The organism is Pseudomonas umsongensis (assembly GCF_002236105.1).
Classification (GTDB): Bacteria; Pseudomonadota; Gammaproteobacteria; order Pseudomonadales; family Pseudomonadaceae; genus Aquipseudomonas; species Aquipseudomonas umsongensis.
Map to the genome: position 1 here is coordinate 1 of NZ_NIWU01000010.1, position 14929 is coordinate 14929.

Annotated in this window: 12 protein-coding genes; 3 read left to right on the forward strand and 9 right to left on the reverse strand. The window is 60.9% G+C overall.

Annotated elements, in window-relative coordinates; genetic code table 11:
• The first annotated feature begins 987 nt into the window (after positions 1-987).
• From PSUM_RS29575 to PSUM_RS29585, 3 genes are all read left to right on the forward strand, one after another.
• A complete protein-coding gene (locus PSUM_RS29575) occupies positions 988-1209 on the forward strand; it encodes a hypothetical protein (RefSeq protein WP_042955887.1) in 222 nt (73 codons plus the stop codon).
• Positions 1210-1459: 250 nt separating this feature from the next.
• A complete protein-coding gene (locus PSUM_RS29580; RefSeq protein WP_093935845.1) occupies positions 1460-2728 on the forward strand; it encodes an OprD family porin in 1269 nt (422 codons plus the stop codon).
• Positions 2729-2875: 147 nt separating this feature from the next.
• Positions 2876-4369, forward strand: a complete 1494-nt coding sequence (locus PSUM_RS29585; protein WP_083349734.1) for a sensor domain-containing diguanylate cyclase — start codon at positions 2876-2878, stop codon at positions 4367-4369.
• A 77-nt stretch (positions 4370-4446) separates the two neighbouring features.
• Here the strand turns inward: PSUM_RS29585 and lpxC are convergent, their stop codons facing one another.
• From lpxC to murD, 9 genes are all read right to left on the reverse strand, one after another.
• The gene (gene lpxC, locus PSUM_RS29590) at positions 4447-5358 is read right to left on the reverse strand and encodes a UDP-3-O-acyl-N-acetylglucosamine deacetylase (protein WP_008060300.1); all 912 of its coding nucleotides are present in this window, start codon (positions 5356-5358) and stop codon (positions 4447-4449) included.
• A gap of 112 nt (positions 5359-5470) precedes the next feature.
• Positions 5471-6664, reverse strand: a complete 1194-nt coding sequence (ftsZ, locus tag PSUM_RS29595) for a cell division protein FtsZ (protein ID WP_020800853.1) — start codon at positions 6662-6664, stop codon at positions 5471-5473.
• 78 nt (positions 6665-6742) lie between these two features.
• A complete protein-coding gene (gene ftsA, locus PSUM_RS29600) occupies positions 6743-8002 on the reverse strand; it encodes a cell division protein FtsA (RefSeq protein WP_033040311.1) in 1260 nt (419 codons plus the stop codon).
• A gap of 15 nt (positions 8003-8017) precedes the next feature.
• Complete coding sequence (locus tag PSUM_RS29605; RefSeq protein WP_033040309.1) at positions 8018-8884, reverse strand: cell division protein FtsQ/DivIB; 867 nt, start codon at positions 8882-8884, stop codon at positions 8018-8020.
• A gap of 4 nt (positions 8885-8888) precedes the next feature.
• On the reverse strand, positions 8889-9854 hold the full coding sequence (locus tag PSUM_RS29610; RefSeq protein ID WP_083349735.1) for a D-alanine--D-alanine ligase: 966 nt from the start codon (positions 9852-9854) through the stop codon (positions 8889-8891).
• The gene (murC, locus tag PSUM_RS29615; RefSeq protein WP_020800850.1) at positions 9851-11311 is read right to left on the reverse strand and encodes a UDP-N-acetylmuramate--L-alanine ligase; all 1461 of its coding nucleotides are present in this window, start codon (positions 11309-11311) and stop codon (positions 9851-9853) included. Before murC ends, PSUM_RS29610 begins: the two co-directional genes overlap by 4 nt.
• Complete coding sequence (murG, locus tag PSUM_RS29620; RefSeq protein WP_020800849.1) at positions 11304-12374, reverse strand: undecaprenyldiphospho-muramoylpentapeptide beta-N-acetylglucosaminyltransferase; 1071 nt, start codon at positions 12372-12374, stop codon at positions 11304-11306. Before murG ends, murC begins: the two co-directional genes overlap by 8 nt.
• Positions 12364-13581 carry a putative lipid II flippase FtsW gene (gene ftsW, locus PSUM_RS29625; protein WP_020800848.1) on the reverse strand — a complete coding sequence of 406 codons (1218 nt, stop codon included), beginning with the start codon at positions 13579-13581 and terminating at the stop codon, positions 12364-12366. The genes murG and ftsW overlap by 11 nt, the downstream gene beginning before the upstream one ends.
• A complete protein-coding gene (murD, locus tag PSUM_RS29630) occupies positions 13578-14924 on the reverse strand; it encodes a UDP-N-acetylmuramoyl-L-alanine--D-glutamate ligase (RefSeq protein WP_083349736.1) in 1347 nt (448 codons plus the stop codon). The genes ftsW and murD overlap by 4 nt, the downstream gene beginning before the upstream one ends.
• Positions 14925-14929: the final 5 nt, after the last annotated feature.

Below are 14929 nucleotides of genomic sequence, written 5' to 3' on the forward strand. Positions count from 1 at the left end.
TACTGGGACGGGTTGATGAACGAGACGCTAAGGATGGTTATCTGACGCTCAAAGTAATCAAAAATAAGTGATCAGGTGTTACCCATGTGCCTGAACTTTACTGTTACCTATGTGGTTGTTCCATTCTGCCCCACCACTCGGTGCCTCGCTAGGGCTCGGCATGCCCTCACTCCGGCATTGCTCCGTGGGTCGCCGCGATGGGCCATCCCTGGCCCAGCGCGGCTAAACCTGCGTCCTGCCGGTTTACCCACTGCGCAATGCCTGCGTTCGGCCATCGTGGTTTAACGGGGCGCCCACGATCAAAAACAAAAGCGAGGCGGCCTTAAAGCCGACCTGACTTCAAGTGAGCACGTACCCCTGTAGGAGCGATGCTTGCTCGCGATGGACGTCAACGATAACGCGCCCTGTCTGAAGGATCGCGTTGTCTGGACGCTCATCGCCAGCAGGCTGGCTCACACAGGGGATCGCGGACAAGCCTGCAATTAGGTCGGCTGTCAGGCCGCCTCGCTTTGGTTTTTAATTTGGTTTTTGATTTTCTTGCCCCATCGAGAGGCTTCGTTCCGGTTCTGCGCAGTGGGTAAACCGGCATGGATGCCGGTTTAGCCGCGCTGGGCCAAGGATGGCCCAGCGCGGCGACCCACGGAGCAGGACCGGAGCGAGGCACCGAACGCCAGGGGCAAGAGCCCTTGGTTACTTAGGGCCGGGCGGCGTTCCGTTTTTCCAAGTGACTCGCCGCAAGGGCGAAACCATAGGTGGCCGTTACCGCAGAATTGGATATGTACACCTGAAAGATTAGCTCCAGCTGTCAGGACGCCTTCGCCGGCAAACCTGGCTCCTACAAAAAATCTTTCCCGCGCGTTGTGTCGGAAGCTCGATCTTTGCTCTTTAGGTAACAGTCCTTTCATGAATCCGCTCTTTTTCCTTTCCCTCAAGCCCCTTATCTTTGCCCGCACCAAACAGCACTTGCCAAGCAAGAAGGTTTAAAAGATGTCCAACAGTATGGGTATTGCCAGCGCTTTCGTTCTGTCTTCTCTGTTCCTGTCTCCGTTCGCCATGGCCGAAGAGTCACAGGCCTTCGTCGCACAAAATACCGCCCGGGCGGCAGCCTACGAAGAGCACCAGATCGAGATGACCGCCAAAGCCCAGGAGGCCACCCAAGCCCCACAAGCGTCGAGCGTCCAGGCCAAGCAGGCTGAGAAAGACAGCTGATCGCCGCTCACCGCTCCAGTTTCCCTCGACACTTTTCAACGGCTCTTCCCATTGAAAAGTTGTCTTCAAAGCCGCTGCTGTCAGCGGCTTTTTTTCGTTGTGGTTTTTGCCACCCGCCGCGTCCTTTTTTCGCCAACAAGACACCTCTGCGACTGCAGGAAAAGTGCTGTTCCCCGCTGACCCAGGAGCTTTACCCCCCGTGCGTTTCCCACTCAGTTCACCTGCGCTGTTCGTTGCAATCGCTGCAACGATGACGGCCAATGCTCACGCCACCGACAATTCAGCTGCCCAAGGTTTCGCCGAAGACGCCAGCCTCACCCTCAACGCGCGCAACTACTACATGAACCGCAATCGCCAGCAGCAGGCCGATGACAATATTGAATGGGGCCAGGGTTTCCTGGGCATCTTCGAATCGGGCTTCACTGAAGGCAGCGTCGGGTTCGGCTTCGACGCACATGCCATGCTTGGGCTCAAGCTCGACGGTGGTGGCGGCACGGACAATTCGAGCATCCTGCCGGTCAGCGATGGCAACGGCAAGGCACCGGGCTCGTTCTCCACCGCAGGCGGCACCCTGAAAATGCGTGCCTTCGATACCGAATTGAAGGCCGGTGACCTGTTTCTCGCCAATCCGGTGATTGCCGGCGGTGAGACCCGCATGTTGCCGCAGACCTTTCGCGGGGTCAGCCTGACCAACCACAGCTTCGACGGCTGGCTGATAGAGGGTGGGCAAGCGAGCTTCACCAAGCCGTATAACCAAAGTGGCCATACCCGTATCGGCACGTCCTACGGCACCTTGGCCGAAGGTGACGAGAGCCGGCATCTCAACTGGGCAGGCGTGGCCTGGAGCGGTCTGCCCGGCTTGAGCAGCAGCCTGTATGCCGCCGAGCTCAAGGACATTTGGAACCAGTACTACTACGACCTCGATTACACCTATGCGCTCAACGAGGTGGTCAGCCTCAACCCAGGCCTGCACTTCTATCACACGCAAGACACCGGTGACGCGCTGCTCGGCCACATCGACAACAACACCTACAGCCTGCATTTCACCCTCGGCATCGGCAATCACAGCGTCACCACTGCTTACCAGCGAGTCAATGGCAACACCCCATTCGACTACATCAGCCAGGGCGATAGCGTCTTCCTCGACAACTCCCAGCAATACTCGGACTTCAACGGCCCCAACGAACGCTCATGGAAACTCAAGTACGCCTATGACTTTGTCGGACTCGGCCTGCCGGGACTGACCTCCGCGCTGTCCTACTCCCGAGGCAAGCTGGACCTGACCAAAGTCGATCCAGACAGCCCAGGGTACAGCGCTTGGTATAGCGCCGACGGCAAAAACGCCAGGCACTGGGAGCGCGACATCGAACTCAAGTACGTGGTCCAGGCTGGCCAGGCGAAAAACCTTGCCCTACGCCTGCAATGGGCAACGAACCGGGGTGGCAACGGTTATGGCGCACTGGATCAGGACACTGACGAATACCGGGTGATTTTCGACTACCCGCTCAATGTCTTCTAAGCTTCAGTAAACAAAAGGCCGGCACGTTTTGCTGGCCTTTTTTTATCCGGAGTGCGCAGGGAGGCGGTGGATATGACGGGTGTCCGGGACGCTGCCCGATTCTTGTAAAAGAATGTTCCCGACGCCTAGACAGCAGAAGCCAGAACCATGAGCGAGCGCAGCGCGACATTTCACCCCACAACCCCATCCACGCGTTCCGAGCGATTGGTGATTGTCGGCAGCGTCTTGATGGTGATTGCCATCCTCGGCATCGTGGCGTTCCTGCTGGTGCGTGAACGCGCCAATGCCGAACTGTCAGCCAGTCGCTCCGCGGCCAACATTGTGCAATTGATCGAAGCCGACGTCCTGCGCAACATCGAGCTCTATGACGTCTCCTTGCTCGGCTTGATCGCGGCCTCGCGTCGTGAAGACCTCATGCACGTTTCCCCGCAGATCCGTCACCTGGCCTTGTTCGATCGCGCCACCGCGGCACCGTACAAGGGTGACATCCTGTTGCTCGACCAGCAGGGCAACGTAGTCGCCGACTCGGCTTCGCGAGAACCGATGAAAGGTAACTTTGCCGACCGCGAGTACTTCCAGTCCCACGTGAACAACAGCGACCCGGGCATGTTCATCAGCCGTCCTTTTCGGTCCCGGTTGGCCAACAACGAATGGCGCATCAGCTTCAGCCGCCGGATCAGTGGCGCCCAGGGCGAGTTCCTTGGAGTCGCCGAAGCGGCCATGCGCCTGAGCTACTTCGAACAGCTGTTCAACAGCCTGAACATCGGTCCTGACAGCTCGATCAGCCTGATCAACAAGGATGGAATTCTCCTAGCCCAAGTCCCTCGCCTGGGCGAAGACCTGACCGGCTCGGACTTCAGCAGTCGCCCCAACTTCCAGCGCATCGTCAAGGAAGGCAACGGCAGCTTCAGCAGTGTCTCGAGTCGCTACCAGGATCAACGGCTCTACACCTTTTCCCAGGTTGGCAATCTGCCGCTGATTGTCATCGTGGCGCTGTCGGGCGCGGAAGTGTTTGCTTCCTGGCAACGCACGGCGCTGGTGGTCAGCCTGGCCACGATTGCCCTGTGTGCGTGCCTGCTGTGGCTGACCTGGTTGCTCTGCCGCGAACTGCGCCTGCGCCACCATGCCGAACTGGAACTGGCGCAACTGGCCGCCACCGACGCCTTGACCGGTCTGGCGAACCGCCGCACGCTGGACCAGACGTTGCGTCATGAGTGGTTTCGCGCCCAGCGTTCCGGCAAGCCATTGTCGCTGCTGATGATCGACGCCGATCACTTCAAGGCCTTCAACGATCGTCACGGCCATCAAGCCGGCGATGAGGCCTTGCGCGCAGTGGCCAATGTGTTGCGCACCCACGTAAGGCGGCCTGCCGACCTGGTCGCGCGCTACGGAGGCGAGGAGTTTTCGGTGGTCCTGCCGGAAACCGATATGGCGGGCGCGCAACAGATCGCCGAGCGCATTCGAGAGGCCGTCGAGCAGCTACCGCCGATCGACGGGACCGACTCGCCAATTACCGTGAGCATTGGCATCAGCACCTGGAACGCCTGCTCCGACATCAACCTGGAGGTGCTGATGTTCGCCGCGGACAAAGCGTTGTATCAAGCCAAGGAGACCGGGCGCAATCGGGTAGTAGCCTTGTAGTGGATGGCGATGAACATTCGCACACATAAAAAAAGGCCACCCGAAGGCAGCCTTTAAAAACTAGAGAGGTTTTTTACTTACACGGCCGCTACAGGGCGCATGTAAGAGATCGGTGCGGTGCTGGCGTCTTCGAACGTCACGACTTCCCAGGCATCTGTCTGCTCAATCAACTTGCGCAGCAGCTGGTTGTTCAGTGCGTGGCCGGACTTGAAGCCCTTGAACTCACCAATCAGGCTATTGCCCAGCAGGTAGAGGTCACCAATTGCATCGAGGATCTTGTGTTTCACGAATTCGTCTTCGTAGCGAAGGCCGTCTTCGTTCAATACACCATCAGCGTCGACCACAATAGCGTTTTCAACACTGCCGCCGAGTGCGAGGTTGTGCTTGCGCAGGTACTCGATGTCACTCATGAAACCAAAGGTACGGGCGCGGCTGACTTCTTTTACGAACGAAGTGCTGGAAAAATCCACGCTTGCACTTTGTGTGCGGTCACGGAAAACCGGGTGATCGAAATCGATCTCGAAACTCACCTTGAAACCTTCGAAAGGGACGAAAGTGGCGCGCTTGTCGCCGTCTTCCACAGTCACTTCACGCAGGATGCGGATGAACTTCTTGGCGGCGTCCTGCTCTTCCAGGCCAGCCGACTGAATCAGGAATACGAAAGGTCCAGCGCTGCCATCCATGATCGGGACTTCGGACGCGGAGAGCTCGACGTAGGCGTTATCGATGCCCAGGCCAGCCATGGCCGAGAGCAAGTGCTCCACCGTATCCACTTTGACGTCACCGTTGACCAGCGTGGTCGACATGGTGGTTTCGCCAACGTTTTCTGCGCGTGCAGGGATCTGCACCACGGGATCGAGGTCGGCACGACAAAACACAATGCCGGTGTCGATCGGCGCAGGCTTGAGGGTCAGGTATACCTTCTCCCCGGAGTGCAGACCTACACCTGTGGCACGGATAATATTTTTCAGTGTGCGTTGTTTAATCATGGCTTGGGCCGCTTCAGCGCAAATTGCGAACTGGTATCAACAAAGGCTGGCGATGATAGCAGACCACGCCTTTGCTGAACACCAATCACCTTCATAGCCCTGATACATTTCATCAATCGGCCTGACGACGCAGGAATGCCGGGATGTCCAGGTAGTCCAGATCATCTTGCGGATTCATCTTCGCGGCAGTCGCAGCACCGGCCTGGGCCTGGTTGCGCATGACGGTCGGACGGTCCAGGTCACGGTAGTTCACCGCTGGAGCGTCCTGACGAACAGGGGCCTGTTGTTGCGGCTGGGAAGCCATCGACGTGTGGACGGTATTGTCGATGATCTTCACCGGCTTCTCGATTTTAGCGCCCAAACCGGTCGCAACGACAGTCACGTGCAGCTCGTCGCGCATGTCTGGATCGATAACGGTACCGACCTTGACCATGGCGTGCTCGGAAGCGAAGGCTTCGATGATGCTACCCACGTCGGAGTACTCACCCAGGGACAGGTCAGGACCGGCGGTGATGTTCACCAGGATGCCGCGTGCACCTTGCAGGTTCACGTCTTCGAGCAACGGGTTGCGAATGGCCGCTTCGGTAGCCTCGCGTGCACGGTTCGGACCGCTGGCGCAGCCAGTGCCCATCATCGCCATGCCCATTTCGCTCATCACGGTACGTACGTCGGCAAAGTCGACGTTGATCATGCCCGGACGCTTGATGATGTCGGAGATACCGCGAACGGCACCGGCCAGTACATCGTCAGCCTTGGCGAAAGCCGACAAGAGGCTGGCGTCCTTACCGAGGATGGTCAGCAGCTTCTCGTTCGGAATGGTGATCAACGAGTCGACGCTTTCCGACAGCAGGCGGATGCCTTCATCGGCGATCTGCATGCGCTTGCGACCTTCGAACGGGAACGGACGAGTCACCACCGCAACGGTGAGAATCCCCATTTCCTTGGCCACTTCGGCAATGATTGGCGCAGCACCGGTACCGGTACCACCGCCCATGCCAGTGGTGATGAACACCATGTTGGTGCCCTGCAGGACTTCGGCAATGCGCTCACGATCTTCGAGAGCGGCCTGACGACCTACTTCAGGGTTGGCACCCGCGCCCAGGCCTTTGGTCACGCCGGTACCCAGTTGCAGGATGGTCCGCGCGCCAATGCTCTTGAGCGCCTGGGCATCAGTGTTGGCGCAGATGAACTCAACGCCTTCAATGTTGCTCTTGACCATGTGATTCACGGCGTTGCCACCGCCACCGCCGACACCGATAACTTTAATAACCGGGCTTGCGGGGATGTTGTCTACGAGTTCGAACATTTTCCCTCTCCTTTACGTTCTCTAGTTTTTTCGCCTACTGCCTGTATCTACAACGGTGTTGCGGTGCTGCGGTAAATCTTAGAAATTGCCCTGGACCCAGCTCTTGATGCGATCGAGCAAGGCACCTTTGGGTTCTTCGTTGCTGAAGCTGTCCCGGCTGCCGATACCCGAGAACGAGATGCCGTCGGATTGCTTCTGCAGGCCGTACATCAACAGGCCAACGCCCGTGGAATAGATCGGGTTGCGCACCACGTCATCCAGGCCCTTGACGCCGTGGGGCACGCCCAGGCGCACCGGCATGTGGAAGATTTCCTCGGCCAGTTCAGTGGCGCCTTCCATCTTCGCGGTACCGCCAGTCAGCACGATGCCGGCCGGGATCAGGTCTTCGTAGCCACTGCGACGCAGCTCAGCCTGGATCAGCGTGAACAGTTCGTCGTAACGCGGCTCGACCACTTCGGCCAGGGCCTGGCGGGACAGCTCGCGCGGCGGACGGTCGCCGACGCTCGGGACCTTGATGGTTTCACCGGCGCCCGCCAGTTTGGCCAGGGCGCAGGCGTAGCGGATCTTGATTTCTTCGGCGTACTGGGTCGGAGTGCGCAACGCCATCGCGATGTCGTTGGTCACCTGGTCGCCCGCAATCGGGATCACCGCGGTGTGACGGATCGCGCCTTCGGTGAAGATCGCGATGTCGGTGGTGCCGCCACCGATGTCCACCAGGCACACGCCCAGCTCTTTCTCGTCGTCGGTCAGCACGGAATAAGCCGAAGCGAGTTGCTCGAGGATGATGTCGTCGATTTCCAGGCCGCAGCGACGCACACATTTTTCAATGTTCTGTGCGGCGTTGACGGCGCAGGTGACCACGTGGACCTTGGCTTCCAGGCGCACACCGGACATGCCCAGTGGCTCGCGGACGCCTTCCTGGTTATCGATCACGTAATCCTGCGGCAAGGTGTGCAGCACCCGCTGGTCAGCCGGGATCGCCACGGCCTGGGCGGCGTCGAGTACGCGCTCAAGGTCGGCGGAGCTGACTTCGCGATCACGAATTGCCACGATGCCGTGGGAGTTCAGGCTGCGGATATGGTTGCCCGCCACGCCGACAAACGCCGAGTGGATACGGCAGCCAGCCATCAGCTGCGCTTCTTCGATGGCGCGCTGGATCGACTGCACGGTGGACTCGATGTTCACCACCACGCCTTTCTTCAGGCCTCGGGACGGATGGGTGCCGATCCCGACGATTTCCAGCGTGCCGTCGTCCGAGACCTCGCCGACCAGCGCCACCACCTTGGAGGTGCCGATATCGAGACCGACGATCATTTTGCCGCTTTGCACGTTTGCCATGGGGTCCTGCCTCTCTTAATTCTTCGCGACAGCGGGTTGGGCTGTCGTCGGCGCTACTGGTTCCCGCCAGCCAACAGCGAGGCCGTTGGCGTAGCGCAGATCGATGCGCGCAATGTTCGTAATCTGCTCTTTGAGCGTCTTGTCATAGATGGCAATGAAACGGCGCATCTTTTCCACCAGGTTGCCGCGTCCCAGCAGCAGTTCGATCCCGGGGCCGGCACTGCCAGGGCCGGTCGTCAGGAACCAGCTGCCTCGTTCACGCAACTCCAGGCGCGCAATCGAGAAGCCCAATGGCCTGAGCAACTGGCTCAGTACCTGATATTGCTGCATCACCTGCTGTTGGGCCCGCTGCGGACCAAACAACTGCGGCAAGTGTTCGTAGTTGGCCAACTCGCGCGGGGTGAACGCCTGCCCCTGGTTATTCAGCAGCGATTCGTCGCCCCAACGGGCCACCGGCAGTTGTTCTTCCAGGCGAATCACCACCTGATCCGGCCACACCCTGCGCACTTCGGCGTGGGCAATCCATGGCATCGTTTCAAGCTCGGTGCGCATGCTCTCAAGGTCGATGGTGAAGAAGCTCGCCGCAACGAACGGGGCGATTCGCTGCTGCACCGCTTGCTGGCTGATGTAGCTCAGGTCGCCCTGTACCGCGATCTTGGTGATCGGTCGATCGGCATACGGCAATAAACGCTGCGCGCCTTCATAAGTACCGAACCCCAACGCCACCAGCAGGACTGGCCAGAACAGCGCTTTGACAAAGCCAAAGTTGGCTTTCGGCAGGCGCGCGGACATCGGCTCTTTGGCCACCATTCGGCTGGCACCCCGCGGCACCGGCTTGCGACCGGGTGCGGTAGGCTGATGTCTCAACTGTGCGCCTTGCATGGTCTTAACCTCGCGGCTCTTGCTTGCCGAAGCTCTCGGCCAGAATGGCCAGAACCAGTTGCTGGAAATCCAGGCCGGCAGCACGGGCCGCCATCGGCACCAGGCTGTGATCGGTCATGCCCGGTGCCGTGTTGACTTCCAGGAACCAGAACTGCCCCTCGGCGTCCTGCATCACATCCGCCCTGCCCCAACCGGCGATACCCAAGGCTTCACAGGCTTTCGCCGTGAGGTCCATGAGTTCCTTTTCCTTGGCGCTGTCCAGGCCGCACGGAATACGGTACTGGGTATCGTTGGCGATGTACTTGGCGTCGTAGTCGTAGAAACTGTGCGTCGTGCCCAGGGCGATTGGAGGCAACACCTGGTCACGCAGGGTGGCGATGGTGAACTCCGGACCGTGAATCCATTGCTCGACCAACACTTGCGAATCGTAGGTACTGGCCGCTTTCCAGGCGTCGATCAATTCAGACGCGGAACTCACTTTGGCCATACCGATACTTGAACCTTCATGGGCCGGTTTGACGATCAAAGGGAAGCCCAGTTCCGTCGCCGCCGAAATACAATCGGCTTCGCTGCTCAGTACCGAGTGACGTGGCGTCGGAATCCCCAGGCTGTGCCAGACCTGCTTGGTGCGCAGCTTGTCCATGGCCAGCGCCGAGGCGAGGATGCCGCTGCCGGTGTAGGGAATCCCCAGGCACTCGAGCAGGCCCTGCATGCTGCCGTCTTCACCGCCACGGCCGTGGAGGATGATGAAGGCGCGGTCGATCTTTTCGTTCAGCAGACGCTGCAACAGGTCATCGCCGACGTCGAGGCCGAACGCGTCCACACCTGCACTGAGCAACGCATCGAGAACGGCGTTACCCGACTTCAGGGACACTTCGCGTTCGGCACTCTTGCCGCCGAACAGCACGGCGACGCGGCCGAAGTCTTTCGGCGCGACGGTGCTGGCGAGGTTGGCGTAGGCAGCAGTCATTTCAACTTCCCCTCCACCGATGCAACAACGGCACCGGCGAACAACTCACTTTTCAACAGTTTCGGTGCGAGACCGCCGATATCACCGGCGCCTTGGCACAGCAGGATGTCACCGGCACGCAACAGCGGCTTGACCAGCGGCGCGAGGTCGACACCGCGCTCGATGTAGATCGGGTCGAGCTGGCCGCGCTGGCGGATGCTGTTGCACAGCTTGCGGCTGTCGGCACCGGGGATCGGTTCTTCGCCGGCCGGATAGACTTCCATCAGCAGCAGGACGTTGGCGTCGGCCAGTACATTGACGAAGTCGTCGTACAGGTCGCGCGTACGGCTGTAACGGTGCGGCTGGTAGACCATCACCAGGCGACGCTCCGGCCAACCACCGCGCACGGCCTTGATCACCGCGGCGACTTCGGTCGGGTGGTGACCGTAGTCGTCCACCAGCATCACCTGGCCACCGTCCACCGGCAGTTCGCCGTAGACCTGGAAGCGTCGGCCAACGCCCTGGAACCCGGACAGGCCCTGGACGATGGCTTCATCGCTGACGCCTTCGTCGGTGGCGATGCAGATGGTTGCCAGGGCGTTCAATACGTTGTGGTTGCCCGGCATGTTCACCGACACATCCAGTGGTTCACGGTCAGGGCGCAGCACGGTGAAGAACGTCTGCATGCCTTGCTGGCGCACATTGATGGCGCGCACGTCGCAGTCTTCGCCGAAGCCGTAGGTAACGGTCGGACGCTTGACCTGCGGGAGGATTTCACGCACCACCGGATCGTCCAGGCACACCACCGCCAGGCCGTAGAAAGGCAGGTTATGCAGGAACTCGACGAAGGTTTTCTTCAGTTTGTTGAAGTCACCGTCGTAGGTCGCCATGTGGTCGGCGTCGATGTTGGTGACCACGGCCACCAGCGGCTGCAAGTGCAGGAAGCTGGCGTCACTTTCGTCGGCTTCGGCGATCAGGTAGCGGCTGGTGCCAAGCTGGGCATTGGTGCCAGCTGCATTCAGGCGGCCACCGATGACGAACGTCGGGTCCAGGCCGCCGGCGGCGAAGACCGAGGCGATCAGGCTGGTGGTGGTGGTCTTGCCGTGGGTACCGGCAACGGCGATGCCGTGGCGATAACGCATCAGCTCGGCCAGCATTTCCGCCCGAGGCACGACCGGGATGCGACGTTCCAGCGCGGTGGCGACTTCCGGGTTGGAGGTGTTCACGGCGCTGGACACCACCAGCACATCGGCGGCGGCAGCGTTCTCGGCGCGGTGACCAATGAAAATCTGCGCGCCGAAAGATTCCAGGCGCTCGGTGACGGGCGAAGCCTTGAGGTCGGAACCGGACACTTCGTAGCCCAGGTTCAGCAACACCTCGGCAATCCCGCACATGCCCACGCCGCCGATCCCGACGAAGTGGATGCGACGGATGCGGCGCATTTCCGGTTGCGGCATGGCTTTCTGATTCTCAACCATGGGCCACCTCCAGGCAGGTATCGACCACGTTACGGGTGGCATCGGGTTTGGCCAGGCGGCGGGCCGCAGTGGCCATATCGTTGAGTCGTTGTGGTTGCATCAGGACCTCTGTCAGGCGCGCGGCAAGATCCGCTGCACCGGTCGTTCTTTGCGGCATCAGGAAGGCTGCGCCTTCACGGGCCAAATAATCGGCGTTGCGGGTCTGGTGATCGTCGATCGCATGGGGCAACGGCACCAGCATCGAGGGCAGACCGGCGGCAGCCAGTTCACTGATGGTCAGCGCACCTGCGCGACATACCACCAGGTCGGCCCAGCCATAGGCTTGGGCCATGTCTTTGATGAACGGCTGCACTTGCGCCTCGACGCCAGCCGCGAGGTAGCGCTGCGCAGTCACTTCATCGTGGTTTTTGCCGGCCTGATGGAACACGTCCGGGCGCAGGTCGACGGGGACTTGCGACAGGGCTTCAGGCAGCAGCTTGTTCAACGGTTCTGCGCCCAGGCTTCCACCCAGGATCAGCAAACGCGCCTTGCGACCGGCCAGGGCTGGTCGCGGTGTTTCGAGGAACAGCTCGGTGCGCACCGGGTTACCGGTGGTCCGTCGGCTGCTCGACAGGGTAAAGGTGTCGGGGAACGCTTCACAGACCCGGGCGGCCAACGGCACGAGCAACCGATTGGCGGTACCGGCCACGGCGTTCTGTTCGTGAACGATCACCGGCACGCCGGCCAGTTTGGCTGCGACACCGCCGGGACCGGTCACATAACCACCAAAACCCACCACGCAAGCCGGTTGCAAACGACGAATGATCGCCCGCGCCTGCCACACCGACTTGAGCAACATGAACGGCGCCTTGAGCAGGGACAACTTGCCCTTGCCGCGCAAACCGCTGGCGTTGATCCGATGCAGTTCGATGCCGGCCGCCGGAACCAGTTCGTTCTCGATGCCGCGCGGCGTGCCCAGCCAGTGCACGGTGTAGCCGCGGGACTGGAATTCGCGGGCACAGGCCAAGGCCGGGAACACATGGCCCCCGGTGCCACCGGCCATGATCAATACGTTAGCGCCCATGGTTCGGCTCCTCGGCGAAGTCGCTCTCATGGAATTCCATCTCTTCGCTGCCCAGGTGGGTTCGACTCTCCCACTCGATGCGCAGCAACAAACCCAGACAGGCACAGCAGATCACCAACGAACTGCCGCCATAGCTGAGGAACGGCAGTGTCAGGCCCTTGGTCGGCAGCAGGCCGACGTTCACGCCGATGTTGATCAGGAACTGACCGATCCACAGGAACGACAGACCGTAGGCGACATAGGCGGCGAAGAACTGCTTGGCCTTCTCGGCCCACAAGCCGATGTACATGCCGCGAATACAGACGAAGACGAACAGCGCCACCGTGCACAAGGAACCCACGGCACCCAGCTCTTCGGCCAGGACCGAGAACACGAAGTCGGTGTGGGCTTCCGGCAGGTAGAACTGTTTCTGCACGCTGTTGCCCAGGCCGACGCCCAGCCACTCGCCGCGACCGAAAGCGATCAACGCCTGGGACAGCTGATAGCCGGCACCGAACTGGTCGGCCCATGGGTCGGCAAAGTTGGTCAGGCGCGCCATCCGATACGGCTGCATCTGGATCAGCAACACCACCGCCCCGACCGCCAGGACCACCATCAGGGAAAACCGGAACAGCCCGACACCACCGAGGAACAGCATCGCCGCCGCCGCACCCATCATCACGACGGTGGCACCGAAGTCCGGTTCCATCAGCAACAGGCCCGCCATCGGCAGCAACACGATGAATGGCTTGAAGAACCCCATCCAGCTCTCACGCACTTCTTTCTGGCGACGCACCAGGTAACCGGCGAGGTAGATCACCACGAACACCTTGGCGATCTCGGAAGGCTGGACGTTGAAAAAACTGAAGCCGATCCAGCGCATCGAACCATTCACCTCACGGCCGATGCCGGGAATGATCACCATCACCAGCAAGCCGAAGGCACCCAGCAGCATCAACCAGCCCAGGCGTTGCCAGGTGGCGATCGGGATCATCATGGTGACAATGCAGGCACCCAGGCCCAGCACCACGTAGATAAGGTGGCGAATCATGTAGTACAGGGCGCTGCCCGACTGGACCGCCGCCACTTCGGTGGAGGCCGATGCAATCATGACCAGCCCCAGGCCCAGCAGCGTCAGGCAACCGACGAGCATCGGAAAGTCGAGGTCGATACCGCGCCCGGTGATCAGTGGCGATGGGTACGGCTTGATGATGCCTCGAAGACTCATGCCAGTTCCTCCACGGCTTGGACGAATTGGTGACCACGATCTTCGTAGTTCTTGAACATGTCGAAACTGGCGCACGCCGGCGACAGCAGCACCACGTCGCCCGGTTGCGCAGTGGCGCGGCATTGCTCGACGGCTTCGACCAGGGAGCCCGCACGAATCAGCGGTACGGCATCGCCGATGGCCTGGCCGATCTTGTCGCTGTCGCGGCCCATGAGGATCACGGCGCGGCAGTTGGCCGCCACCGGATCACGCAGGTCCTTGAATTCGGCGCCCTTGCCATCGCCACCAGCGATCAGCACGACTTTGCCGTCGATGTCCGCGCCCAGGCCTTCGATGGCCGCCAGCGCGGCGCCGACATTGGTGGCTTTGGAATCGTTGTAATAGCCCACGCCATCCAGGTCACGGACCCATTGGCAACGATGCTCCAGCCCGGCGAAATTGCGCAGGGCCGACAGCATGGCGTCGAACGGCAAGCCGACGGCGTGGCCGAGTGCCAAGGCCGCCAGGGCGTTGGACTGGTTATGGGCGCCGCGAACTTTCAATTCGCGCACTGGCATCAGGTTCTGGAATTCAAAGGCCAGGTATTTCTCGCCGCCTTCTTCGCGGAGCCCGAAAGCCTTGAAGTCAGGCTTGTTCAGGCCGAAAGTCCAGCATGGCTGACCCTCGCCGATCAGTGGCCGGCTCAGGGCGTCCTGGCGGTTGACCACGAACTGCCTGGCACCGCGGAATATCCGGTGCTTGGCCAGGTGATAGGCCGGCAGGCCGCTGTAGCGGTCCATGTGGTCTTCGCTGATGTTGAGCACGGTCGCCACTTCGGCGTTGAGTTGATCGGTGGTTTCCAGTTGGAAACTCGACAGCTCCATCACGTACAACTCGATGTCGTCGCTGAGCAAATCCAGCGCTGGCGTACCCAGGTTGCCACCGACGGCCACACGCTTGCCCGCCGCAGCGGCCATCTCGCCGACCAGGGTGGTCACGGTGCTTTTCGCATTGGAACCGGTGATGGCCACGATCGGCGCCTTCGCGTTACGCGCGAACAGCTCGATGTCGCCGGACAATTTCACGCCACGGGCAGCGGCGGCCTGCAGGGCCGGGGTAGCCAGTGCCAGGCCGGGGCTCACGTAGAGCTCGTCGGCACGGCACAGGAACTCGACGTCCAACTCGCCACAACGCACTTCCACCTGCGGGTAGTCACGCTTGAGCGTGGCCAGTTCCGGTGGATTTTCCCGCGTATCGGCCACTGCAAACGCCACGCCCCGGTTCGCCAGGAAGCGAACCAGGGACATGCCGCTCTTGCCGAGGCCGACAACGATGCGGAAGTGGTCAGACGCGATCAGGGACACGAGTT